We start from the raw sequence: 23362 nt of genomic DNA, 5'->3' as shown, positions 1-23362 counted from the left end.
GGGGACCAGGCGGGCTACGGAGGGGAACGGTTTCACGATGGCATCGGAACAGCGGGCGCTGCTGCGGCGGGGGGTCTTCCGCCGGCTGTGGGCGGGCGAGGCGATGGCGCGGCTCGGCTACCGGACCGCGCAGTTCCTCCTCCCTCTGCTCGCGGTCGTCGAACTCGGCAGCAGCGGTTCGCAGACCGGGCTGGTCTCCGCCGCCCAGTTCGTGCCCGTGGTCGCGCTCTCCCTGACCGCCGGGGTGTTCGCCGACCGGCTGGACCCCCGTCGCCTCGTCCTGGTCTGCACGGTGGTCCGCGGTGCCGCCCTCGGCATGCTCGGTCTCAGCTACGCGGCCTTCGGGCTGACGCTGTGGATGCTGCTCGCCGTCGCTCTCGTGGTGGGCTCCGCCACGGTCTTCTACGACGTCGGGTACCAGTCCGCGATCCCGAAGCTCCTGCGTCCGCAGGAACTGGCGGCGGGCAACAGCCTGCTCCAGGCGGTCAACTCGGCCACGCAGATGGCCGGTCCGGCGCTCGCCGGGCTCTTCGTCTCGCTCGCGGGCCTGCCCTTCGCGGTCTCCGTGACCACGGCACTGTTCGCCGGTGCGCTGGTGAGCTTCTGGTCGCTGCGCATACCGGCCGGCGACCCTGAGACGGCCGCCTCACCGGCCGGACGCCCGCAGCGCGGCGTGCGGGCCGTCCTCACCGGCATGCGCTTCACCTGGGGCTGCCGCCCCATCCGTGACCTCTGCGTCCAGTCCGGTCTGTTCAACCTGCACGAGCAGGCGTTCCTGACCGCGTTCATGATCTACGGCGTGCGCGAGGCGGGACTGTCCGCCGGCACCGTCGGCCTGCTGATCGGGGTGGCCAGCGCCGGCGCCCTCGTCGGCTCGGTCGCGGTCGGCCGGTGGACCGCACGGCTGCACGCCGGGCGGACCCTGACGGCCGGTCTGGTGATCGCCTCCGCCTCGCTGGCCGCGGCCGCGCTGGCGGCGCCCGCCGGACCGACCGCCGTGGTGTTCTCCGCCGCCTTCCTGTGCAACGGGGTGGCCCTCGGCGTCTACAACGTGTACGCCGTGAGCCTCCGCCAGGTGCTGCCGCCCCGGGAACTCCTCGGCGCGGTGACGGCGAACTACCGGCTGGTCTCCCTGGGGCCGGCACCTCTCGGCGCACTCGTGGGCGGCGTCCTCGCCGACCTGGCGGGACCGGGCGAGGCACTGGTGTGGGCGGGCCTCTCCGTCACGCTCTGCTCGCTGCTGCTGCTCCGTTCACCGCTGAAACGGGTGCGGCGCGTGGAGGAGGCGGAAGCCGTCCCGGCCCCCGGGCCGGCCGGTGACACACACGACCCCAAGACGATCGGAAGGTGAACGCGGTGACCACGGTCCGGTGGCGGGACAGCGTGGCGGACGTCGCGGAACGCGACTGGGCGGAGCTGGGCGGCACGCACCGCGTGGACTCGTGCCACGGCTACCTCCACTTCCGCGAACACGTGGAACCGGGGCGGCCGGTGGTGGTCACCGCCCACGACGCGCTGGGACTCTCCGGCGCGCTGCACGGCGCCGCGACCACGCCCGGCTCCGGACTCTTCAGCCACCCGTGGAAGCTGCTGACCGCGCCACAGTTCCGCCGGGCCGAGGCCGAGGGGGAGGACGGGGACGAAGCGGCCGCCCGCGCGGAACACGCCGCCCGGGTCGGCGAGGTCTGCGGTGCGGCACCCCCTCCCGCCTCCGCGCTCCAGGCCGACGGCGTGCCCGGGGCGGGCGCGCTGACCGCGGCCCTGGGCGAAGCGCTCGTGATCCGCGGCTTCGACACCAGCCGGGCCCAGCTGAGAACGGAACCGGATACGGAGGCCGCCCGGCGGACGGCGCTCGCGCTGCTGCACGCCCTGCAGACCTCCGTCCGGGAGGGAGCGGCAGGTGCCGTGGCCCTCCCCTACGTGCGGGAGGACGACGCGCCGCTGCGCGCCGCCCTGACCGAGGCCGGGTTCCGTTCGGCCCGGCTGACCGCGACCACCGAGTTCGAGGTGCCCGCCGGGGTGTCGTACGAGGAGCTGCTCACCGGTCTCTCCCGTCGTCACCGGCACCGCTACCGCAAGGAGGAACGGGAGTTCGGCGAAGCGGGACTGCGCCTCGAACACCGCGAGCTCGCCGACGTCGTGCAGCGGGTCGCGGAGCTGGAGACGTCCAACACCGCCAAGCACGGTGGCCGGGCGGACCGGGAGAAGGTGGCGGCCGCCCGTACCGCCATGGCCCGGCTGCTCGGGAAGCGGGTACGCGTCCCCGTCGCCGTGCGCGACGAGCGCGTCCTCGCCTGCGGCGTGCACCTCGCCGACGGCGGCGACTACTGCGTCCTGCTCTACGGAAGCGACGCCGAAGGCGCCGAGCAGCTCAGCACGGCCTATCCGTGCCTCACCTTCTACGAGCCGCTGCGCCACGCGGCGGCGCACGGGGGCGCCCGGGTGCGGTTCGGCTTCGAGGGGTTCGGCGCCAAACTCATCCGCGGGGCCACGCTGCACGCCCGTGAGACGTGGCTGTGGGTGCCGGACCCCGCGGAGCTCGACGCCGTGCACCGCCTCGTGCGCTTCCTGGAGAGCCGCTGGACCGCCTACCGCGCCGCGTTGCCGGTCCGCTCAGCCTGAGCGGGCAACGCGGCTGGGGGTGACCGCGCGGGGCGAACAGGACGGCCCCGCGCGGTCCCCCTCCTCGGCTCAGGCGGTGGGAGGAGAGGCCAGGTCACGGGGCAGGCGGGAAGCGGCCGCCGTGTCGAGCATCCACAGGGTGCGGGCGGTGCCGTACGCGCCCGCCGCGGGGGCCTGGAGCTCCCCCGCGCCGGACAGGGCGAGCGCCACCGCGTCGGCCTTGTCCTCGCCGGCGGCGAGCAGCCACACCTCACGCGCCGCCCGGATCGCAGGCAGGGTCAGTGACACGCGGGTCGGCGGGGGCTTGGGCGCACCGTGCACGCCGACGACCGTGCGCCCGGTCTCCCGGACGCCCGGGTGCTCGGGGAACAGGGACGCCACGTGGGTGTCCGGGCCGACGCCCAGCAGGAGCACGTCGAATGCGGGCACGCCGAGGTGGTGTTCGGGCGCCGCCGCGCGGGCGAGTTCCTCCGCGTACGCCGCGGCCGCCGCGTCCGCGTCGTTCCCGTACGCGCCGTCCGAGGCGGGCATGGCGTGCACCCGCTCCGGGGCGAGGGGCACGTGCGCGAGGAGTGCTTCGGTGGCCTGGGTGACGTTGCGGTCCGGGTCGCCCTCCGGGAGGAACCGTTCGTCGCCCCACCACAGGTCCAGGCGCGACCAGTCGACGGCGTCCCGCGCCGCCGACTCGGCCAGCGCGGCGAGCAGCCCGTTGCCGTTGCGGCCGCCGGTGAGCACCACGGACGCGGTGCCGCGGGCGGCCTGGGTGTCGACGATGCGGGTGATCAGCCGGGCGGCGGCCGCACGCGCCATCTCCCGGGGGTCGTGGTGGACGGCGACCTGAGGAGTGTGGGTCACGAGGAGGCCGCCTTCGAACCGTTCCTGCCACCGCGGGCGGCGCGCTTCGCGGGCTTCTCCTTCGCACCGGCCCCGGCCTCCGCCGTACCGGTGCCCGCGCCGGACGCTCCGCCGGAACCGGAACCGGAACCGGAACCGGAACCGGAACCGGAACCGGAACCGGAACCGGAACCGGAACCGTCTCCGTCCGCGGCGCCCGGCCGCACGCCGCGGATGCGGTCCACACCGAACCGCACCGCACCCTCGTACGCCTCGTCCGGGTCCAGCCGCCGCAGCTCCTCGGCGATCAGCTCGGCGGTGTTGCGCCGGTGCAGCGCCACGTGCCGGTCCGGCTGTCCGGGGACCGCCAGTTCGGCCAGCGACCCGTGCTGCCGGTCCAGGCAGATCTCCCCGTCGGCCGTCGCCATCCGCACCGCCGTTATCCCCGGTCCCTCGGAGAACACCCGCTCCACCGGCACCCGCAGCCGTTCGGCCAGCCACAGGGCCAGCAACTCGGTCGAGGGGTTGTACTCCTCGCCCTCCACCTGCGCCGACTTGATCTTGGTGTGTTTCTGGTCCAGCGCCGCCGCCAGCACGCTCCGCCAGGGCGTCGTCCGGGTCCACGCCAGGTCGGTGTCGCCCGGCGCGTAGGTCTCGGACCGCAGACTCAGCGTCGCCACCGGGTCCTCGGTGGCCGAGGCGTCGGTGATCCGCCGCTGCGCCAGCGTGCCCAGCAGGTCCTTGGACGGGTTGTCCGGGGCGTCCTCGGGCCACCAGACGACCACCGGGGCGTCCGGCAGCAGCAGGGGCAGCACCACGCTGTAGGAGTGCGCGGCCAGCTCGCCGTGCAGCCGCAGCAGGATGGTCTCCCCGGCGCCGCCGTCCGGGCCCATCCGCACCTCGGCGTCCAGTCGCGCCATGGCCCGGTCGCGGGGCGACCGGCCGGGGCGGCGTACGACCACCAGGATGCGGGAGGGGTGTTCCTTCGACGCCTCGCCCGCGGCCTTCAGCGCGTCGTAGTGGTTGCCCTCGTCGGTGACGATCACCAGCGTGAGCACCATGCCGATCGCGGGCGACCCGCTGGCCCGACGCGCCTTCACCAGCGCCGCGTTGATCTGGCTGGACGTGGTGTCCGTGAGGTCGATGTTCATGGCCGCCGCCAGCTCCGTCCGTCTCGCGCGAGCATCTCGTCCGCCGCTCCGGGTCCCCAGGTGCCGGCCGGGTACTGCTCCGGCCGGCCGCTCCGCGCCCAGTGCCGTTCGACCGGGTCCAGGATCTCCCAGGACCGCTCGACCTCCTGGTGGCGCGGGAAGAGGTTGGCGTCACCCAGCAGCACGTCCAGGATCAGCCGCTCGTACGCCTCGGGACTCGACTCGGTGAAGGACTCGCCGTAGGCGAAGTCCATGGTCACGTCGCGGATCTCCATCTGCGTGCCCGGCACCTTCGAACCGAACCGGATGGTCACGCCCTCGTCCGGCTGCACCCGGATGACCAGGGCGTTCTGCCCCAGCTCCTGGGTGTCGGTGGCGCCGAAGGGCGAATGCGGGGCGCGCTGGAAGACGACCGCGATCTCCGTGACGCGCCGCCCCAGCCGCTTGCCGGTGCGCAGGTAGAACGGGACGCCCGCCCAGCGCCGGTTGTCGATGCCCAGCTTGATCGCCGCGTAGGTGTCGGTGACGGACTGCGGGTCGATGCCCTCCTCGTCGAGGTAGCCGGGCACCTTCTTCCCGCCCTGCCAGCCCGCCGCGTACTGGCCGCGCACGGTGTGCCGGGCGAGGTCCTTCGGCAGCTGGACGGCGTTGAGCACCTTCAGCTTCTCCGCCACCAGGGCCTTCGCGTCGAAGGACGACGGCTCCTCCATGGCGGTGAGCGCCAGCAGCTGGAGCAGGTGGTTCTGGATGACGTCGCGGGCCGCGCCGATCCCGTCGTAGTAGCCCGCGCGACCGCCGATGCCGATGTCCTCGGCCATGGTGATCTGCACGTGGTCCACGTACGACCGGTTCCACAGCGGCTCGAACATGGTGTTGGCGAAGCGCAGCGCCAGAATGTTCTGGACGGTCTCCTTGCCCAGGTAGTGGTCGATGCGGAAGACCTCGCTGGCCCGGAACACGCCGTGCACGGTCCGGTTGAGTTCCTGCGCGGAGGCCAGGTCGTGCCCGAAGGGCTTCTCGATCACCGCGCGCCGCCAGCTCTCGCCCTCGCCGCGGTTCAGGCCGTGCTTCTCCAGCTGGGCGACCACGGTGGGGAAGAACTTCGGCGGCACCGACAGGTAGAACGCGAAGTTGCCGCCGGTGCCGCGCGACTTGTCGAGCTCCTCGATGGTCGACTTCAGCGTCGCGAACGCCTCGTCGTCGTCGAAGACGCCCGGCACGAACCGCATGCCCTCGGCGAGCTGCTGCCAGACCTCCTCGCGGAAGGGCGTGCGCGAGTGCTCCTTGACCGCGTCGTGCACGACCTGGGCGAAGTCCTCGTGCTCCCAGTCCCGGCGGGCGAAGCCGACCAGCGAGAAGCCAGGCGGCAGCAGCCCCCGGTTCGCCAGGTCGTAGACCGCGGGCATCAGCTTCTTACGGGACAGGTCCCCGGTGACGCCGAAAATGACCAGGCCCGACGGCCCCGCGATCCGCGGGAGCCGCCGGTCCTGTGCGTCACGCAGCGGGTTGACCGCGCTGCTCACTTGGCCTTACGCCCCCTTCGGAGCGAGACGCTTCAGCTCTGCGTCGGTGGAATCCAGCAGGTCGGTCCAGGACTTCTCGAACTTCTCGACGCCCTCGTCCTCGAGCAGCTGGACCACCTCGTCGTAGGAGATGCCCAGCTTCTCCACGGCGTCCAGGTCGGCACGCGCCTGCTGGTAGGTGCCGCGGACGGTGTCGCCGGTGATCTCGCCGTGGTCGTCGGTGGCCTCCAGGGTGGCCTCCGGCATGGTGTTGACCGTGTTCGGCGCGACCAGCTCGGTGACGTAGAGGGTGTCCGGGTAGGCCGGGTCCTTCACGCCCGTCGAGGCCCACAGCGGCCGCTGCGGGTTGCCGCCCTTGCCCGCGAGGGCCTTCCAGCGGTCGGCGGCGATCACCTGCTCGTACTCCTGGTAGGCCAGGCGGGCGTTGGCGACCGCGGCCTTGCCCTTGAGTGCCTTGGCCTCGTCGGTGCCCAGCGCCTCCAGGCGCTTGTCGATCTCGGTGTCCACGCGGGAGACGAAGAACGACGCCACCGACTGGATCTGCGAGATGTCCAGGCCCTTGGCGTCGGCCTTCTCCAGACCGGCCTGGTACGCGTCCATCACCTCGCGGTAGCGCTCCAGCGAGAAGATCAGCGTGACGTTGACGCTGATGCCGCGGGCGATCGTCTCGGTGATGGCGGGCAGGCCCGCTCGGGTCGCCGGGATCTTGATGAACGCGTTCGGCCGGTCCACCAGCCAGGCGAGCTGCTTGGCCTCGGCCACCGTCGCGTCCGTGCGGTGCGCCATGCGCGGGTCCACCTCGATGGAGACCCGGCCGTCGCGGCCCCCGGTCGCCTCGTTCAGCGGCAGCAGGATGTCGCACGCGTCCCGGACGTCCGCCGTGGTGATCATCCGCACGGCCTCCTCCACGGTGACGCCGCGGGCGGCCAGGTCGGCGACCTGCTCCTCGTACCCGTCACCGGCCGAGATGGCCTTCTGGAAGATCGTCGGGTTGGTCGTCACGCCCACCACGTGCTGCTCGCGGAGCAGTTCCTCGAGGGCGCCGGACGTGATGCGCTTGCGGGACAGGTCGTCCAGCCAGATCGCTACGCCTTCGTCGGACAGGCGCTTGAGTGCCTCCGTCATCGGGATGCATCTCCTCCTGGTTCTTGTCGGGTTCGAGCGGTCGTCAGCCGGCTGCGGCTTCGAGGGACTCGCGGGCCGCGCCCACCACGGCGTCCGCGGTGAGGCCGTACTCCCGGTACAGGGTCTGGTAGTCGGCCGACGCGCCGAAGTGCTCCAGCGAGACCACCCGGCCGGCGTCGCCGACGAACGGGTACCAGGTCAGGGCGACGCCCGCCTCCACGGCGACACGGGCCCGGACGCCGGGCGGCAGCACCGACTCGCGGTAGGCACGGTCCTGCTCCTGGAACCACTCCACGCACGGCATCGAGACGACCCGGGTCGGGACGCCCTGCTTCTGCAGCTCCTCACGGGCCTCCACGGCGATCTGCACCTCGGAACCGGTGCCGATCAGCACCACCTGCGGGGCGCCGCCCTCGGCCTCGGCGAAGACGTACCCGCCGCGGACCGCCTCGGGGTGGGCGTCGAAGGTCGGCACGTTCTGCCGGGTCAGTGCCAGGCCGTGCGGGGCGGGCTTGGTGGCGTGGCGGCGCAGGATCTCCGCCCACACGGTCGCGGTCTCGTTCGCGTCCGCCGGCCGCACCACGTTCAGCCCGGGAATGGCGCGCAGCGACGCCAGGTGCTCCACGGGCTGGTGGGTGGGACCGTCCTCGCCCAGGCCGATGGAGTCGTGCGTCCACACGAAGGTGACCGGCGCGCCCATCAGCGCGGCCAGCCGCACCGAGTTCCGCATGTAGTCGGAGAACACCAGGAAGGTGCCGCCGTAGATGCGGGTGTTGCCGTGCAGCGCGATGCCGTTCATCGCCGCGGCCATGGCGTGCTCGCGGATGCCGAAGTGCACCGTCCGGCCGTACGGGTCGGCGCCCGGCAGCGCGCTGCCCTCCGGCAGGAACGAGGTCTCCGCGAAGGTGGTGTTGTTGGAGCCGGCGAGGTCGGCGGAGCCGCCCCACAGCTCGGGGATGACCGGGCCCAGAGCCTTCAGCACCGCGCCGGACGCCTTCCGGGTGGCCATGTCCTTGCCCGCCTCGAAGGTGGGCAGCTTCTGCTCCCAGCCCTCGGGCAGTTCGCCGGCGCGGATGCGGTCGAACTCGGCGGCCCGCTCCGGTTCGGCGCCGCGCCAGGCCTCGAACCGCTTGTCCCATTCCGCCCGCCACGCGCGCCCCCGGTCGCCCGCGCCGCGGACGTGACCGAGGACCTCGTCGTCGATGTGGAAGTGCTGCTCCGGGTCGAAGCCGAGGACGCGCTTGGTCGCGGCGACCTCCTCCTCGCCCAGCGCGGAGCCGTGCGCGGCGCCGGTGTTCTGCGCGTGCGGCGCGGGCCAGGCGATGATCGAGCGGACCGCGATGAACGACGGCCGTTCGGTCTCCTCCTGCGCGGCCTTCATCGCCGCGTACAGGGCCTTCGGGTCCAGGTCACCGCTGGGCAGCGGCTCCACGCGCTGCACGTGCCAGCCGTACGCCTCGTAGCGGGCCGCGGTGTCCTCGGAGACCGCGCCCGAGGTGTCGCCCTCGATCGAGATGTGGTTGTCGTCCCACATCAGGACCAGGTTGCCGAGCTTCTGGTGGCCGGCGAGCGAGGACGCCTCGGAGACGATGCCCTCCTGCATGTCGCCGTCGCTGGCGAAGCACCAGACGGTGTGGTCGAACGGCGATTCGCCGACCGGTGTGTCCGGGTCGAACAGGCCGCGCTCGTAGCGGGAGGCCATCGCCATGCCGACGGCGTTCGCGACGCCCTGGCCCAGCGGACCGGTGGTCGTCTCCACGCCGCGGGTGTGCCCGTACTCCGGGTGGCCCGGCGTGAGACTGCCCCAGGTGCGGAACGACTTCAGGTCGTCCATCTCCAGGCCGTAGCCCGCCATGTACAGCTGGATGTAGAGGGTCAGGCTGGAGTGGCCCAGCGACAGCACGAAGCGGTCGCGGCCGGTCCACTCGGCGTCGGCCGGGTCGTGGCGCATCAGCTTCTGGAAGAGCAGGTACGCCGCCGGCGCGAGGCTCATCGCGGTGCCCGGGTGGCCGTGGCCGACGTTCTGCACGGAGTCCATGGCCAGGACACGCACGGTGTCCACGGCCCGGGAGTCCAGATCGGTCCACTCGAGGTCTGTCATGGTCGGCTTCTCGCTCACCCTGCGTCAGGGCTCCTCTCACCTGTCGAAAGGCCGGTGACGGACGGTGTGCACCGGGCGCTGTCGAGACTACCGCTGTGCGGTCCGCCGCCCCCCGGGTGCTCGCACTGTGGTCATCCCACACCTCATGTGCTCGGCGCCCGTCTCATCTGCGCGCCGTCGGTCGCGGCGCGCGGCCGGGCGCGGACGGGCGGCTGACACGTGGGACCCCCGGGGCGGTCGAGGTATGGCCGCCGTCTAGAGTGGCGTGGTAGGTGCGAGCCCTCCCCGGACCCTTCCCGGCCGGGCGCGTGCGTCGCCGTGACGCCCGGGCTCGCTTGTTCGTTGACGTGATCAGGGGTGTTCGTGACGGCCGTCGAATCCCGTCCAGCGGGGGTGCTCGAGGGCACCGTCCACCGCCCGTTCGGCGCCCGTGTCATGGCGTTCGTCGCCCTCACCAAGCCGCGCATCATCGAACTCCTCCTCATCACCACCATTCCGGTGATGTTCCTCGCCGCCCAGGGCGTGCCGGACCTGACGCTGGTGCTCGCCACCTGCGCGGGCGGCTTCCTCTCCGCGGGCGGCGCCAACGCGCTCAACATGTACCTGGACCGGGACATCGACGCCCTGATGCACCGGACCGAGCGGCGCCCGCTGGTGACCGGGATGGTCTCGCCCCGCGAGGGCCTGGTCTTCGGCCTCACTCTCGCCGTCGGCTCCACGCTCTGGTTCGGGCTGCTGGTCAACTGGCTCTCCGCGGCGCTCTCGCTGGGGGCTCTGCTCTTCTACGTCGTCGTCTACACGATGCTGCTCAAGCGCCGCACCTCCCAGAACATCGTCTGGGGCGGCATCGCCGGCTGCATGCCCGTGCTGATCGGCTGGTCGGCCGTGACGAACGACGTCAGCTGGGCGGCCGTGGTGCTGTTCGGCGTGATCTTCTTCTGGACGCCGCCGCACTACTGGCCGCTGTCGATGAAGGTCAAGGACGACTACGCGCGCGTCGGCGTGCCGATGCTGCCCGTGATCGCCACCAACACCGTGGTGGCGAAGCAGATCGTCCTCTACAGCTGGGTGATGGTCGGCGTGTCGCTCCTGCTGTGGCCGCTGGGCTACGTCGGCTGGTTCTACCCGCTGGTCGCGGTGGTGGCCGGCGGCTGGTGGCTGTGGGAGGCGCACGCCCTGCAGAGCCGCGCCAAGGCCGGTCTGACCGGGGCCCGGCTCAAGGAGATGCGGCTCTTCCACTGGTCGATCACGTACGTGTCGCTGCTCTTCGTCGCTGTCGCCGTGGACCCGTTCCTGCGCTGAGCCGCCGGACCCGTCGGGCCCTGGCCCGACGGGCCGGGTCGCACCCGGGCCCGACGCGTCGGGCGCCGCGCCGTCCGGAACACGACAGGTCCCCGGAAGCGTCCGCTTCCGGGGACCTGTCGCATGGGGATGCTCCTGCGGCGGTCGGGCCGCGGGGATTCAGTCGTTGGACGGGCCGCCGAGCTGGATGCCGGCCATCCGGGACCACTCGTAGCGGCCGGTGCGCACCCGGGCCGCCATCGTGCCGTCGAACTTCTCGTGCACGGTGATGCCCGCGCGCGCGACCGCCTGTTCCGCCAACTGCACGGACGGGGCCACCAGGTCGCCCCACTCGCCGTTCTCGCCGACGAGGACGATGCGTGCCCCGCGCTGTCCCAGGTACGAGATCTGGCCCTCGGCACCGCCGCCGTGTGCGTCGGCGAAGGCGCTGATGCGGTGCGCGAGCCGGGCCACCCGGCGCTCCTGCCGGCCCCTGCTCCTGTTCCGGTCCGAGGCGTCGGCGGGGGCGGTCGTGTCCTCCGTGCCGTCCGTGCCGTCCGCGGGTTCCTCGGCATGCTGTGTCTCTGCCATGGACCGGATGCTACCGGCGGGTATGCGTGCGGGTCACGACTCCCGGCCCCGGCGAGACCCAGGCCACACCGTCGGCGGGCGGTGCGTGCGGGCGTGGCGCTGCGCGTCGACGGCGACGGGAGGGGGCTTTCCGGGGGAGTGGGGGCGCGTAGGGGGAGCGGGGGACTCAACTCGCTGCGGCGACGGGGCGGTCCGGGGCCGACGCGGGGGCCGGAACGGTCGGCGGAGTCACCGGCAGCCCCCGTTCCCGCACCGACAGCACCAGCCGCACCACGGCGATCCACATCAGCGTGGAACCCAGCATGTGCAGCCCCACCAGCACCTCGGGCAGCTCCGTCAGGTACTGCGCGTAGCCGATCGCGCCCTGGGCGACCAGGACGATCATCAGCTCGCGCACCCGGGCGCGCGGGCCGACCGGGCCGTCGAACGCGCGCAGCACGAACCAGATCGCCAGGGTCAGCGCGACCACGATCCAGGCCAGCGCGGAGTGGATGCGGGCGACGGTGTCCCAGTCGACCGGCATGCGCGGCACGTCGCTGCTGTCCCCGGCGTGCGGCCCGGCGCCCGTGACAACGGTGCCCATGACGATCAGCGCCACCGACACCCAGGCCACCAGCCAGGCCAGCTGCTTCACCGGCTTGCCGACCAGCGGGCGCGGCGGGTCGTCGCCCTCGCGGGCGCGGAGCCAGGTGACGGTCGCCACCGTCACCAGCGCCGTGGCGGCGACGAAGTGCCCGGCGACCGTGTAGGGGTTGAGCCTGGTGAGCACCGTGATGCCGCCCAGCACGGCGTTCGACAACACGATCCAGAACTGCGACCAGGCCAGCCGGCTCAGCCCGCGACGGCGCGGCCTCGCCGCCCGAGCGGCGACGATGGCCCAGCCGACGGCGGCGCAGAGCACGTAGGTCAGCATCCGGTTGCCGAACTCGAGGGCGCCGTGCAGCCCCATCTCGGGCGTGGCGACCAGGCTCTCGTCGCTGCACATCGGCCAGGTGTCGCAGCCCAGCCCGGAGCCGGTCAGCCGCACCGCCCCGCCGGTGACCACGATGACCACGCTCATCACGACGGGCGCGAGCGTGGCGCGTTGGAGCATCCGCTGCGACGGGGTCCAGCGGGCGGCGACGTACGCGACGGGATTGCGTACCAGTTCGAGCAGTTTCGGCACCCGCCCATCGTAGGCCCGGGCTTGTGCCCGCCTTCACAAGGGGTACCGGAAGGCCGGGCCACCGGAGCGGGCGGCGGCGGAGGGCTACTCCCAGCGGAAGAAGCGGGCCGCCGCTCCGAGTCCCACGACGGCCCACACCGCGAGCACGCCGAGGTCGGCCCAGGGCAGGCCGGCGCCGTGCTGGAGCACCTGCCGCAGCCCGTCCGAGAGGGCCGACACCGGCAGCAGCTCCAGCACGGCCTGCACCGGACCGGGGAAGCGCGACAGGGGCACGATCACGCCGCCGCCGACCAGCAGCAGGATGAAGAGCAGGTTCGCTCCCGCGAGCGTGGCCTCGGCGCGCAGCGTGCCCGCCATCAGCAGCCCCAGCCCGGAGAACGCGGCCGTACCGGCGACGAGCAGCAGCACCGCGGCGAGCCAGCCGCCCTGCGGCGACCAGCCCAGCCCGAACGCCACGGCGGTCAGCAGCAGCACCTGGAGCAGCTCGGTCACCAGCACCGCGCAGGTCTTGGCCGCCATCAGCGCCCAGCGGGGCAGGGGCGACGCGCCGAGACGCTTCAGTACGCCGTAGCGCCGCTCGAAGCCGGTGGAGATCGCCTGCCCGGTGAAGGCGGTGGAGAGCACGGCCAGAGCCAGCACGCCCGGGGCGAGGAAGTCCACACGGGCGCCCTCGCCCCCGGCGGTCGCCACCGGCACGTCCACGATCTCCACGACGCTGAACAGCACCAGCACCAGCGTCGGGATGACCACGGTGAGCAGCAGCTGCTCGCCGTGCCGCAGCAGCATCCGGGTCTCCAGCGCCGCCTGCGCGGCGATCATGCGCGGCACGGGCGCGGCGCCGGGCCGCGGCCGGTACGTGCCGTCGATGGACGTCGTCGCTCCGGTCACCGCAGCTCCCTCCCCGTCAGCTCGAGGCTGCTGTTTCCCGGGGGCGACCCCCGGGCCCCCGGCCGGTCGGGGGTGCCGCTTCGCTCCGGTCACCGCAGCTCCCTCCCCGTCAGCTCCAGGAAGACGTCCTCCAGCGTGCGCCGCTCCACCGTGATGCCGTCCGGCAGGACGCCGTTCTGCGCGCACCAGGAGGTGACGGTGGCCAGCAGCTGCGGGTCGACGGTGCCGGTGATCCGGTAGCCGCCGGGGCTGAGTTCGGCCGCCGCGCTGCCCGGGGGCAGCGCCTTGAGCAGGGAGGCGAGGTCCAGGCCGGGCCGCCCGGTGAAGCGCAGGCTGTCCTCGGCGCCGCCGCGGCACAGCTCCTCCGGCGTGCCGTGCGCGATGACCGTGCCGCCGTCCACGACGGCGACGCTGTCGGAGAGCTGCTCCGCCTCGTCCATGTGGTGCGTGCTGAGCACGACGGTGACGCCGTCGGCGCGCAGCTCGCGGACCAGGTCCCAGGTCGCGCGGCGTGCCTGCGGGTCCAGGCCGGCGGTCGGCTCGTCGAGGAAGACCAGCTCCGGGCGTCCCACCACGGCCATCGCCAGCGCGAGGCGCTGCTGCTGGCCGCCGGAGAGCCGCCGGTAGGGCGTGCGGCCGCAGGCGTCCAGGCCGAGCCGGGCGGAGAGCGCCGGTACGTCCAGCGGGTGGGCGTGCAGTGCCGCCATGTGGCGCAGCATCTCCCCGGCACGGGCGGTCGGGTAGACGCCGCCGCTCTGGAGCATCACCCCGATCCGGGGCCGCAGCTCCGCCGAACGGGTGACGGGGTCGAGGCCCAGGACGCGTACGGTCCCGGCGTCGGGGCGGCGGAAGCCCTCGCAGGTCTCGATGGTGGTCGTCTTGCCCGCTCCGTTGGGTCCCAGGACGGAGGTGACGGAACCGGCCGCGACGGTCAGGTCGAGCCCGTCCACCGCGGTCCGGCCGCCGTACCGCTTGACCAGGCCCGCGATCTCGACGGCCGGTGCGTTGCGCATGTCCGGAGTCTAGGGAGCCCTTCTGGAGGCCCTGCGGCCGGGTGTCCGGGACGCCCGGCCGCAGGTTCGGTAAGGCTTACCTTCCGTGATGCACGCCATCCGGGCTGGTCACGGCGTCGCTTGCCGCTCTCCGCCGAATTACGCAACAATGGCGTTGTGAAAAAGACGGGCGAGACGCAGCAGCCCCGCACGACGGCCGGACCGGCCGCCGGCGGAGCCGCCGTGCCCGGCGCCCCCGACGAGCAGCACGGCACCCGGAACAAGGTCGCCAGGTCCGTCCTGGACCACGGCCCGTCCACCGCCGCCGAGCTCGCCCAGCGCCTGGAACTCACCCAGGCCGCCGTCCGCCGCCACCTGGACCACCTGGTGGCCGAGGGGGTCGTCGAGGCCCGCGCCAAGCGCGTCTACGGCACCCGTGGGCGCGGTCGTCCGGCCCGGGTGTTCGCCCTCACCGACGCCGGCCGGGACGCCTTCGACCAGGCGTACGACCAGCTCGCCGCCGAGGCGTTGCACTGGATCGCCGAGTCGGCGGGCGGGGGAGCGGCAGGAGAGGCGGCCGTCGCCGCCTTCGCCCGCGCCCGGGTCGCCGCACAGGCCGAGCGCTACCGCGCGGCACTGGACGAGGCACCCCCGTCGCAGCGCACCGCAGCACTGGCAGAAGCCCTGACCGAGGACGGGTACGCTGCCACCGCGCGCAGCGCCCCTGCCGCGAGCGGGGAGCAGCTCTGCCAGCACCACTGCCCGGTGGCGCACACCGCCGAACGGTTCCCGCAGCTCTGCGAGGCGGAGACCGAGGTCTTCTCGCGACTGCTGGGGACGCACGTGCAGCGTCTGGCCACCATCGCCCACGGCGACGGTGTGTGCACCACCTACGTCCCCCGGGCGCAGCCCGCACAGACCGGATCCGGCCCCCGGGCCGGAGAGAACGCCCGCAACAGCAGCACGCACGACACCACAGCCAGCACAGCCACCACAGCATCTGCCGAGAACACGGCCGGGAGGAACCCCGCATGACTCTCCCCACGGAGACCGCCCACCCCGAGCTCGAGGGCCTGGGCCGCTACGAGTACGGCTGGGCCGACTCCGACTCGGCCGGCGCCGCCGCCAAGCGAGGCCTCAACGAGGACGTCGTCCGCGACATCTCGTCGAAGAAGGACGAGGCCGACTGGATGCTGAAGCTGCGGCTCAAGGGCCTGAAGCTGTTCGAGAAGAAGCCGATGCCCAACTGGGGCTCCGACCTCTCCGGGATCGACTTCGACAACATCAAGTACTTCGTGCGGTCCACGGAGAAGCAGGCCACCTCGTGGGAGGACCTGCCCGAGGACATCAAGAACACCTACGACAAGCTCGGCATCCCGGAGGCGGAGAAGCAGCGCCTGGTCGCCGGCGTCGCCGCGCAGTACGAGTCGGAGGTCGTCTACCACCAGATCCGTGAGGACCTGGAGGAGCAGGGCGTCCTGTTCCTGGACACCGACACCGCGCTGCGCGAGCACCCGGAGATCTTCCAGGAGCACTTCGGCACCGTGATCCCGGCCGGCGACAACAAGTTCGCCGCGCTGAACACCGCCGTGTGGTCCGGCGGCTCCTTCATCTACGTGCCGCCGGGCGTCCACGTCGACATCCCGCTGCAGGCATACTTCCGGATCAACACCGAGAACATGGGCCAGTTCGAGCGGACGCTGATCATCGTCGACGAGAACGCCTACGTGCACTACGTCGAGGGCTGCACCGCGCCGATCTACAACTCGGACTCGCTGCACTCCGCCGTCGTGGAGATCATCGTCAAGAAGGGCGGCCGCTGCCGCTACACGACCATCCAGAACTGGTCGAACAACGTCTACAACCTGGTCACCAAGCGCGCCGTGGCCTACGAGGGCGCGACCATGGAGTGGGTGGACGGCAACCTCGGCTCCAAGGTGACGATGAAGTACCCGGCCGTCTACCTGATGGGCGAGCACGCCAAGGGCGAGACGCTGTCCGTCGCCTTCGCGGGCGAGGGCCAGCACCAGGACGCCGGCGCCAAGATGGTGCACATGGCGCCCCGGACCTCCTCCAACATCGTCTCCAAGTCGGTGGCCCGCTCCGGCGGCCGCACCTCCTACCGCGGCCTGATCGAGATCGGTGAGGGTGCCGAGGGCTCCAAGTCCAACGTGTTGTGCGACGCGCTGCTGGTCGACACCATCTCGCGCTCGGACACCTACCCCTACGTGGACGTCCGCGAGGACGACGTGACCATGGGCCACGAGGCGACCGTCTCCAAGGTCAGCGACGACCAGCTCTTCTACCTGATGAGCCGCGGTCTCTCCGAGGACGAGGCGATGGCGATGATCGTGCGCGGCTTCGTCGAGCCGATCGCCAAGGAGCTGCCCATGGAGTACGCGCTGGAGCTCAACCGGCTGATCGAGCTGCAGATGGAGGGCGCGGTCGGCTGACGCCGTCCCCCGTCCCTCCACGCGTGCCGCGGCGTGACGCCGCGGCACGCACCCCGACCACGGACCTGCGTCCCGAGAAAGAGAGCAGCACGAACAGCCATGGCTGAGAGTCAGAACATCCCGGCGGGTTCCACCGCCTCCGGCGGTATCGCGGTGGCCGCGGAGTCGACCGTCGCCACCCGGATGAGCGCCGAGCCGTCCTTCGACGTGGCCGACTTCCCGGTGCCGCACGGCCGCGAGGAGGAGTGGCGCTTCACCCCGCTCGAGCGGCTGGGCGGGCTGCACGACGGCAGTGCCGAGGCCTCCGGGTCCCTCAAGGCGGAGATCGCCGCGCCCGACGGCGTCACGGTGGAGACCGTCGGCCGGGACGACGCCCGCGTCGGCCGGGCGGGCAAGCCCGTCGACCGGGTCGCGGCCCAGGCGTTCAGCTCCTTCGAGAAGGCCACGGTCGTCACCGTGCCCAAGGAGTCCGTGCTCGGGGAGCCGATCCGGGTGAACCTGCACGGCGAAGGCGGCGTCACCTACGGGCACACCGTCTTCGAGCTCGGTGCCTTCGCCGAGGCCGTGATCGTCATCGACCACACCGGTGACGGCGTGCGCGCCGCGAACGTCGAGTACGTGCTCGGCGACGGCGCCAAGCTCACCGTGGTCTCCGTGCAGGACTGGGACGACACCGCCGTCCACTGCTCGCAGCACAACACGCTGGTCGGCCGCGACGCCTCCTTCAAGTCCGTCGTCGTCACCTTCGGCGGCGACGTCGTCCGCCTCCACCCGCGGGTCAACTACGCCGGTCCCGGCGGCGAGGCCGAGCTGTACGGCGTGTTCTTCACCGACAACGGCCAGCACCAGGAACACCGCCTGATGGTCGACCACGACAGCCCGCACTGCCGCAGCAACGTCGCCTACAAGGGCGCGCTGCAGGGCGAGTCCGCGCACGCCGTGTGGATCGGCGACGTGCTCATCCGCAAGGCCGCCGAGGGCACCGACACCTACGAGCTCAACCGGAACCTGGTGCTCACCGACGGCGCCCGCGTCGACTCGGTGCCGAACCTGGAGATCGAGACCGGCGAGATCGTCGGCGCCGGCCACGCCTCGGCCACCGGCCGCTTCGAGGACGAGCAGCTGTTCTACCTGATGGCGCGCGGCATCCCGGAGATGGAGGCCCGCCGCCTCGTCGTGCGCGGCTTCTTCGCCGAGCTGGTCCAGCAGATCGGCCTTCCCGACCTCGAGGAGCGCCTGATCGCGAAGATCGACGCGGAACTGGAGGCGTCCGTCGCATGAGTGACGCATCCGGATTCGTGCGCGTCGCCACCCTCGGCGAGCTGGAGGAGGACACCCCCAAGCGGGTGGAGATCGACAGCACGCCCGTGTCGGTGGTCCGCACCGAGGGAGAGGTGTTCGCGATCCACGACGTCTGCTCCCACGCGAACGTCTCGCTCTCCGAGGGCGAGGTGGAGGACTGCCAGATCGAGTGCTGGCTGCACGGCTCCGCGTTCGACCTGCGCACCGGCAAGCCCTCGGGCCTGCCCGCGACCGTTCCCGTCCCCGTTTACCCCGTCAAGATCGAAGGAGACGGCCCCGACGCGGCTGTGCTCGTCTCCGTCACCCAGGAGTCCTGAGTTCCCCATGGCAACGCTTGAGATCAACGACCTGCACGTCTCCGTCGACACCGAGAACGGTGCGCGGGAGATCCTCCGTGGCGTCGACCTGACCGTGAAGCAGGGCGAGACCCACGCGATCATGGGTCCGAACGGCTCCGGAAAGTCGACGCTGGCCTACTCGCTCGCCGGCCACCCCAAGTACAAGATCACCGGTGGCTCGGTGAAGCTCGACGGCGAGGACGTCCTGGAGATGTCCGTCGACGAGCGGGCCCGTGCCGGCCTGTTCCTCGCCATGCAGTACCCGGTCGAGGTCCCCGGAGTCTCCGTCTCCAACTTCCTGCGCACCTCCGCCACCGCCATCCGCGGCGAGGCCCCGAAGCTGCGCACCTGGGTGAAGGAGGTCAAGGAGGCCATGGAGCGCCTCTCCATCGACCCCGCCTTCGCCGAGCGGAACGTCAACGAGGGCTTCTCCGGCGGTGAGAAGAAGCGCCACGAGATCCTCCAGCTGGAGCTCCTCAAGCCGCGGATCGCGGTCCTCGACGAGACCGACTCCGGCCTGGACGTCGACGCGCTGCGCGTCGTCTCCGAGGGCGTCAACCGCGTCCGCGAGTCCGGCGAGGTCGGCACCATGCTGATCACCCACTACACGCGCATCCTGCGTTACATCAAGCCCGACCACGTCCACGTCTTCGCCAAGGGCCGGATCGCCGAGTCCGGCGGCCCCGAGCTCGCGGACAAGCTGGAGGCCGAGGGCTACGAGGCGTACGTGAAGGGAGCCTGAGCCACATGACGCAGCTGCCGGGCCTCCTCGACACCGAGGCGCTCCGCAAGGACTTCCCCATCCTGGACCGCACGGTCCACGACGGGCGGAAGGTCGTGTACCTGGACAACGCGGCGACCTCGCAGAAGCCGCGCCAGGTCCTGGACGCGATGGCCGACTACAACGAGCGGCACAACGCGAACGTCCACCGCGGTGTGCACGTCCTCGCCGAGGAGGCCACGGCGCTGTACGAGGGCGCCCGCGACAAGGTCGCCGCCTTCGTCAACGCGCCCAGCCGGGACGAGGTGGTGTTCACCAAGAACGCCTCCGAATCGCTCAACCTCGTCGCCAACATGCTCGGCTGGGCCGACGAGCCGTACCGCGTCTCGGACGAGTCCGAGATCGTCATCACGGAGATGGAGCACCACTCCAACATCGTGCCGTGGCAGCTGCTGGCGCAGCGCACCGGCGCGAAGCTGAAGTGGTTCGGCCTCACCGACGACGGCCGTCTCGACCTGTCCCGCATCGACGAGATCATCACCGAGAAGACCAAGGTCGTCTCCTTCGTGCTGGTCTCCAACATCCTGGGCACCTTCAACCCGGTCGAGGAGATCGTCCGCCGGGCGCAGGAGGTCGGCGCGCTGGTCGTGATCGACGCCTCCCAGGCCGCGCCGCACATGCCGCTGGACGTGCAGGCGCTGCAGGCCGACTTCGTCGCCTTCACCGGGCACAAGATGTGCGGCCCCACCGGCATCGGCGTGCTCTGGGGCCGGCAGGGCCTGCTGGACGACCTGCCGCCGTTCCTCGGCGGCGGGGAGATGATCGAGACCGTCTCGATGAACTCCTCCACGTACGCGCCCGCGCCGCACAAGTTCGAGGCCGGCACGCCCCCGATCGCGCAGGCCGTCGGCCTCGGCGCGGCCGTGGACTACCTGTCGGCCATCGGCATGGACCGGATCGCCGCGCACGAGCACGCGCTCACCGAGTACGCCGTCAAGCGGCTCCAGGAGGTCCCCGACCTGCGGATCATCGGCCCGGTCACGGCCGAGGACCGGGGCGCGGCGATCTCGTTCACGCTGGGCGACATCCACCCGCACGACGTCGGGCAGGTGCTGGACGAGCAGGGCATCGCCGTCCGGGTCGGCCACCACTGCGCCCGTCCGGTCTGCCTGCGGTACGGAATTCCTGCGACCACGCGGGCGTCGTTCTACCTGTACTCCACGCCGGCCGAGGTCGACACCCTGGTGGACGGCCTGGAGCACGTACGGAACTTCTTCGGCTGAGGACCACGGGCAAGGTAAGGACGAGGCGTGAAGCTCGACTCGATGTACCAGGAAGTGATCCTGGATCACTACAAGAACCCGCACGGGCGTGGCCTGCGCGACGGCGACGCCGAGGTGCACCACGTCAATCCGACGTGCGGTGACGAGATCACCCTGCGGGTGCGGTACGAGGGCTCCACCCTCGCCGACGTCAGCTACGAGGGCCAGGGCTGCTCCATCAGCCAGGCCAGCGCCTCGGTGCTCAACGAGCTGCTGGTCGGCAAGGAGCTGGACCGGGCGCGGCGCATCCAGGAGACCTTCCTGGAGCTGATGCAGTCCCGTGGCAAGCTGGAGCCGGACGACGCCATGGAGGACGTCCTCGAGGACGCGGTCGCGTTCGCGGGCGTCTCCAAGTACCCGGCGCGCGTGAAGTGCGCGCTGCTGAGCTGGATGGCCTGGAAGGACGCCACCGTCCAGGCGCTGGGCGAGTCCGTGATGGACGGCGCCGAGCAGTCGACGGAGAAGACGGAGAAGACCTCATGACCGAGACCACCACCAAGCCGGCGAGCGAGGACGAGGTCCGCGAGGCGCTCTACGACGTGGTCGACCCCGAGCTGGGCATCGACGTCGTCAACCTCGGCCTCATCTACGGCATCCACATCGACGACTCCAACGTCGCCACCCTCGACATGACGCTCACCTCGGCGGCCTGTCCGCTGACCGACGTCATCGAGGACCAGGCCCGCTCCGCGACCGACGGCATTGTCAACGAGCTGAAGATCAACTGGGTCTGGATGCCGCCGTGGGGCCCGGACAAGATCACCGACGAGGGCCGCGAGCAGCTCCGCGCCCTCGGCTTCAACGTGTGACACCACCGCCCGTCCGCGGGTGACCGACGCCGCCCGTGCCCCGCAGTCCGCTGCGGGGCACGGGCGGCGTCGCGCGTGGGGTGGTGTCCGTCGTGTCAGTAGTGGATGCGGGCCGTCACGGCGCGGTGGTCGGAGTAGTGCCGGTCCGCCCGGTCGCTGCCGGTGGCGTCCTGGTCGGCCTGGTCGCCGTCGTTCCACTCCACGGTGTCGGCCGCGGTGACCGCGGGCAGACCCCCGGAGCCGCGCCGGGCCAGCAGGAAGTCGATGCGGCGGCCGGAGGACAGCGTCCACTCGTCCTTCAGGCAGTCCTTCACCCCGCCCGAGGCGGCGCAGTCCGCGTAGAGGGCGTCCCGGTAGCCGTACGAGCCGCCGAGGTCGCCGTTGGTGCTCGCGTACCAGGAACGCCAGTTGTCCGCCGACGTCAGGCCGGTGCTGTTGGTGTCGCCGCCGAGGATCAGCAGGTCCCCGCCGAAGCCGTCCTCGCGGATCTCGGTGACGGCCTCCCGGGCGTTGCTCTCCGTGCAGGGTTTCCCGCCGTGGGCCGCCGTCGGCCAGTGGAGCGAGGCGACGGAGAGGTCCCGGCCCGCGACCCGGTCGTGCAGCCGTACCTTGACGGCCTTGGTGCGGGCCTGGTTGTTGTTGGTGCAGCCGCCGCCGAGGTCGGACTGCGCCTGCCAGCGCTTCACCGAGGCGTCCGGGTCGCTCTCCAGGGAGAAGCGCGCGGCCCGGTAGACGACCGCGTTGGTCTGGTACTTCTTCGGCGTCCCGCACGGGCTGTTCATGGCCTTGGGGGAGTTCTCCGCGATCACGGCCCGGTACTCCTCGCCGAGCTGGGAGGACAGCCGCGCGGTGTAGTCGTTGAGCTGCTGCCGTCCGCTGATCTGCTGCACGAGGAACAGGTCGGGACGGTAGGGCATCCGGTCGAGGTAGTAGACCAGGTCCTGCCAGTCGCCGGGGCACTGGAGCCCCACGGTCGGCAGGTTCTCCACGTTGTTCACCGCCACCTGCACGAAGGCGGGGTCGTCGTTCGGCGCGCCGGGGGCGGGCGCGGCGGCGGCGGTCGGGGACAACAGGGTGGCGGCCGTCGCGGCGGCCGCCACCAGGCCGAGGGCCCGCACTCTGCCGACGGTTCTTCGCACGTTCGGTACTCCTTCGGTCCACGGCACGGAGGAGACCAGCGTAGGACGAATGGCGTGTTCATGGCAGGTGCTCGGGAGCAGGGAGATGTGTACGCTCGTACACATGGTTTACGCGACGCTTGCCGGGGCGATCCTGGCCGAAGTCCTGGGCACCACCGCGATGAAGTACAGCGACGGCTTCACCCGCCTGTGGCCGTCCCTCGGCACCACCGCCGGCTACCTGATCGCGTTCTTCCTCCTCGCCCAGACACTCAAGACCATGTCGGTGGGCACCGCCTACGCCATCTGGGCCGGACTCGGCACGGCCGCCGTCGCCGCCATCGGCATGGTCTTCATCGGCGAGGCCGTCACCGCAACGAAGATCATCGGTCTGCTCCTGGTGATCGCCGGAGTCGTCGTCCTCAACCTCGGCGGAGCCCACTGATGGCCCCCACCCGCCGCCACGACCCCGAACGGCGCACGCGGATGGTGGACGCCGCCATCCGCGTCGTCGACGCTCACGGCATCGCCGGGCTCAGCCACCGGCGGGTCGCCGCCGAGGCGGACGTGCCCCTCGGCTCCACCACGTACCACTTCGCCTCCCGCGAGGACCTGCTGGTCGCCGCCCTGCGCCGGGTCGGCGACCGGTGGCTGGCCGACGTCGCCGCCTGGGAACGGGCCCTGCCCGCCGACGCCCCGCTCGCCGGTGAACTCGCCCGCCTCGTCCAGGAGTCGCTGACCGGCGGCCGGGCCCGCACCCGTCTGGAGTACGAGTTGTACCTCGCCGCACTCCGGCACGACGCCGTCCAGCCGGTGGCCGCCGAGTGCGTCGACGGCCTCGCCGCCATCCTGCGCCGCCGCACCCCCGACGACGCCACCGCCCGCGCTCTGGCCGCCCTCACCGACGGACTCACCCTCCAGCTCCTCCTCACCGGCCGCACCCCCGACCACGCCGAACTCCGCACCCTCCTCGCGCCGCTGGCCGGCGCGGGCGTGAACTCCTCCTCCCCGAGCGGGTGACAAGGG

The 23362-nt window shown here is 72.0% G+C and carries 23 protein-coding genes; 13 read left to right on the top strand and 10 right to left on the bottom strand.

The window, feature by feature from the left end:
- Positions 1-37: 37 nt before the first annotated feature.
- Together RM572_RS14025 and RM572_RS14020 are read left to right on the top strand one after the other, a co-directional pair.
- A complete protein-coding gene (locus RM572_RS14025; RefSeq protein ID WP_311673659.1) occupies positions 38-1351 on the top strand; it encodes an MFS transporter in 1314 nt (437 codons plus the stop codon).
- 5 nt (positions 1352-1356) lie between these two features.
- Positions 1357-2622 carry a GNAT family N-acetyltransferase gene (locus RM572_RS14020; protein WP_311673658.1) on the top strand — a complete coding sequence of 422 codons (1266 nt, stop codon included), beginning with the start codon at positions 1357-1359 and terminating at the stop codon, positions 2620-2622.
- A gap of 69 nt (positions 2623-2691) precedes the next feature.
- On the opposite strand, the gene pgl is transcribed toward RM572_RS14020, so the two are convergent.
- Genes pgl through tkt form a run of 5 tightly spaced genes read right to left on the bottom strand, consistent with a single transcriptional unit; the run spans position 2692 to position 9374 of the window.
- On the bottom strand, positions 2692-3477 hold the full coding sequence (gene pgl / locus RM572_RS14015) for a 6-phosphogluconolactonase (RefSeq protein ID WP_311673657.1): 786 nt from the start codon (positions 3475-3477) through the stop codon (positions 2692-2694).
- Positions 3474-4607 (bottom strand): glucose-6-phosphate dehydrogenase assembly protein OpcA, encoded by a 1134-nt coding sequence (gene opcA / locus RM572_RS14010; protein ID WP_311673656.1) that lies wholly within the window; start codon positions 4605-4607, stop codon positions 3474-3476. Before opcA ends, pgl begins: the two co-directional genes overlap by 4 nt.
- A complete protein-coding gene (gene zwf, locus RM572_RS14005) occupies positions 4604-6130 on the bottom strand; it encodes a glucose-6-phosphate dehydrogenase (RefSeq protein WP_311673655.1) in 1527 nt (508 codons plus the stop codon). Before zwf ends, opcA begins: the two co-directional genes overlap by 4 nt.
- A gap of 6 nt (positions 6131-6136) precedes the next feature.
- Entirely contained in the window at positions 6137-7255 is a 1119-nt protein-coding gene (tal, locus tag RM572_RS14000; RefSeq protein ID WP_311673654.1) for a transaldolase, read from the bottom strand.
- A gap of 43 nt (positions 7256-7298) precedes the next feature.
- A complete protein-coding gene (tkt, locus tag RM572_RS13995) occupies positions 7299-9374 on the bottom strand; it encodes a transketolase (protein ID WP_311673653.1) in 2076 nt (691 codons plus the stop codon).
- Positions 9375-9719: 345 nt separating this feature from the next.
- On the opposite strand from tkt, the gene RM572_RS13990 reads away from it, so the two are divergent.
- Complete coding sequence (locus RM572_RS13990; RefSeq protein WP_027762410.1) at positions 9720-10658, top strand: heme o synthase; 939 nt, start codon at positions 9720-9722, stop codon at positions 10656-10658.
- 159 nt (positions 10659-10817) lie between these two features.
- On the opposite strand, the gene RM572_RS13985 is transcribed toward RM572_RS13990, so the two are convergent.
- The 4 genes from RM572_RS13985 to RM572_RS13970 form a co-directional block, all read right to left on the bottom strand.
- Positions 10818-11228 carry a hypothetical protein gene (locus RM572_RS13985; protein WP_311673652.1) on the bottom strand — a complete coding sequence of 137 codons (411 nt, stop codon included), beginning with the start codon at positions 11226-11228 and terminating at the stop codon, positions 10818-10820.
- A gap of 166 nt (positions 11229-11394) precedes the next feature.
- A complete protein-coding gene (locus tag RM572_RS13980; protein WP_311673651.1) occupies positions 11395-12393 on the bottom strand; it encodes a COX15/CtaA family protein in 999 nt (332 codons plus the stop codon).
- 84 nt (positions 12394-12477) lie between these two features.
- Complete coding sequence (locus tag RM572_RS13975; RefSeq protein ID WP_311673759.1) at positions 12478-13212, bottom strand: ABC transporter permease; 735 nt, start codon at positions 13210-13212, stop codon at positions 12478-12480.
- Between the two features lie 158 nt (positions 13213-13370).
- A complete protein-coding gene (locus tag RM572_RS13970) occupies positions 13371-14294 on the bottom strand; it encodes an ABC transporter ATP-binding protein (RefSeq protein WP_027762407.1) in 924 nt (307 codons plus the stop codon).
- Positions 14295-14450: 156 nt separating this feature from the next.
- Between RM572_RS13970 and RM572_RS13965 the strand changes: the two genes are divergently transcribed.
- From RM572_RS13965 to RM572_RS13930, 8 genes are all read left to right on the top strand, one after another.
- Complete coding sequence (locus RM572_RS13965; RefSeq protein WP_394813605.1) at positions 14451-15308, top strand: helix-turn-helix transcriptional regulator; 858 nt, start codon at positions 14451-14453, stop codon at positions 15306-15308.
- Positions 15305-16726, top strand: coding sequence for a Fe-S cluster assembly protein SufB (sufB, locus tag RM572_RS13960; RefSeq protein ID WP_027762405.1), 1422 nt, complete (start codon positions 15305-15307; stop codon positions 16724-16726). The genes RM572_RS13965 and sufB overlap by 4 nt, the downstream gene beginning before the upstream one ends.
- A gap of 99 nt (positions 16727-16825) precedes the next feature.
- A complete protein-coding gene (sufD, locus tag RM572_RS13955) occupies positions 16826-18007 on the top strand; it encodes a Fe-S cluster assembly protein SufD (RefSeq protein ID WP_311673650.1) in 1182 nt (393 codons plus the stop codon).
- Positions 18004-18345 (top strand): non-heme iron oxygenase ferredoxin subunit, encoded by a 342-nt coding sequence (locus tag RM572_RS13950; RefSeq protein WP_027762403.1) that lies wholly within the window; start codon positions 18004-18006, stop codon positions 18343-18345. The genes sufD and RM572_RS13950 overlap by 4 nt, the downstream gene beginning before the upstream one ends.
- Positions 18346-18352: 7 nt before the next feature.
- The gene (gene sufC / locus RM572_RS13945; protein ID WP_136184707.1) at positions 18353-19108 is read left to right on the top strand and encodes a Fe-S cluster assembly ATPase SufC; all 756 of its coding nucleotides are present in this window, start codon (positions 18353-18355) and stop codon (positions 19106-19108) included.
- Positions 19109-19113: 5 nt separating this feature from the next.
- Positions 19114-20370: a cysteine desulfurase gene (locus tag RM572_RS13940; RefSeq protein WP_311673649.1), complete on the top strand. Its 1257-nt coding sequence runs from the start codon at positions 19114-19116 to the stop codon at positions 20368-20370.
- A 27-nt stretch (positions 20371-20397) separates the two neighbouring features.
- The gene (gene sufU, locus RM572_RS13935; RefSeq protein WP_311673648.1) at positions 20398-20892 is read left to right on the top strand and encodes a Fe-S cluster assembly sulfur transfer protein SufU; all 495 of its coding nucleotides are present in this window, start codon (positions 20398-20400) and stop codon (positions 20890-20892) included.
- A complete protein-coding gene (locus RM572_RS13930; RefSeq protein WP_027762399.1) occupies positions 20889-21218 on the top strand; it encodes a metal-sulfur cluster assembly factor in 330 nt (109 codons plus the stop codon). The genes sufU and RM572_RS13930 overlap by 4 nt, the downstream gene beginning before the upstream one ends.
- Before the next feature lie 95 nt (positions 21219-21313).
- Here the strand turns inward: RM572_RS13930 and RM572_RS13925 are convergent, their stop codons facing one another.
- Entirely contained in the window at positions 21314-22357 is a 1044-nt protein-coding gene (locus RM572_RS13925) for a hypothetical protein (RefSeq protein ID WP_311673647.1), read from the bottom strand.
- A gap of 103 nt (positions 22358-22460) precedes the next feature.
- Between RM572_RS13925 and RM572_RS13920 the strand changes: the two genes are divergently transcribed.
- Both RM572_RS13920 and RM572_RS13915 read left to right on the top strand, forming a co-directional pair.
- Positions 22461-22781 carry a DMT family transporter gene (locus RM572_RS13920; protein ID WP_311673646.1) on the top strand — a complete coding sequence of 107 codons (321 nt, stop codon included), beginning with the start codon at positions 22461-22463 and terminating at the stop codon, positions 22779-22781.
- Positions 22781-23356, top strand: coding sequence for a TetR/AcrR family transcriptional regulator (locus RM572_RS13915; RefSeq protein ID WP_311673645.1), 576 nt, complete (start codon positions 22781-22783; stop codon positions 23354-23356). Before RM572_RS13920 ends, RM572_RS13915 begins: the two co-directional genes overlap by 1 nt.
- The last annotated feature ends 6 nt before the right edge of the window (positions 23357-23362 follow it).

The sequence above is a fragment of the Streptomyces hazeniae genome (assembly GCF_031845485.1).
Classification (GTDB): Bacteria; Actinomycetota; Actinomycetes; order Streptomycetales; family Streptomycetaceae; genus Streptomyces; species Streptomyces hazeniae.
This window is presented reverse-complemented; position numbering and strand designations above follow the sequence as displayed.